The sequence below is a fragment of the Candidatus Clostridium eludens genome, assembly GCF_045310515.1.
In the GTDB taxonomy this organism is placed as follows: Bacteria; Bacillota; Clostridia; order Clostridiales; family Clostridiaceae; genus Clostridium_B; species Clostridium_B eludens.
Map to the genome: position 1 here is coordinate 1 of NZ_JBJHZX010000138.1, position 780 is coordinate 780.

1 protein-coding gene is annotated in these 780 nt (G+C 31.7%); it reads left to right on the top strand.

What is annotated here, in order from left to right; genetic code table 11:
• Positions 1–39: 39 nt before the first annotated feature.
• Positions 40–780, top strand: a 741-nt coding sequence (locus tag ACJDU8_RS25570) for a hypothetical protein (protein ID WP_406795004.1), incomplete at its 3' end; no start/stop codon positions are given.

Below are 780 nucleotides of genomic sequence, written 5' to 3' on the forward strand. Positions count from 1 at the left end.
GCTATTAAGGGGGATATAGAACTTAAGGAGGATTAGTAAATGTCAAAGGCAAAAATAACAATAACAGGTCTACAAAAAGACTGGAAAGAAAATAAAGATGGGACTATAAATATGATTTTAAAAGCAGATACCAGTCAAGCCTTCCCTAAAGGACTAAAATATCTAGGTGAAAGCATATACAACATTCACATAGCCAAAAAGACTTGGAAGAAGGTATCTGACGTCATTACAAAGGAATCAAAACTTTTAATACAAGGAGAACCCAAAGCTTGTGTAAATTCTAAGGGAATACCCTATGTTGTTGTAAACTGTATGGATATGGGTATCATTGAACCAAAGATAAAAGAAGGTACTCATGAAAAAATAAAAGGTGAAAAACCTATTGAAGCTAAGAAAGAATCACAAAAAAAACCTAAAGTGGAGACACCAGAAAAAGCTGTGGTTAAAGAGAAGGTTCCTGAAAAGGCACAAATGAAAAAGCCTGAAAAGAAACTTATAAAGGATGAAAATAAAAGCACAGTGGAAAATTGGTACAAGAATAATGAGATTGTTGAAATTAATATTAAAGATATAGTATTAACTAATGAATTTCATCTACGTGGTTGTAATCTCTACGTAACTAATTTGGATAAGATTACAAGTGATAGACAAAGAGTTACTGTTAAAAAGATAGAAGAAGGCAAGTATACTCTAGTGATTGGATTTAAGGCTTATATACTCTCTAAGGTTAAAGATTTTGAAACTATAAATGCAGTAGTAACAGAACTGACACATGATGAA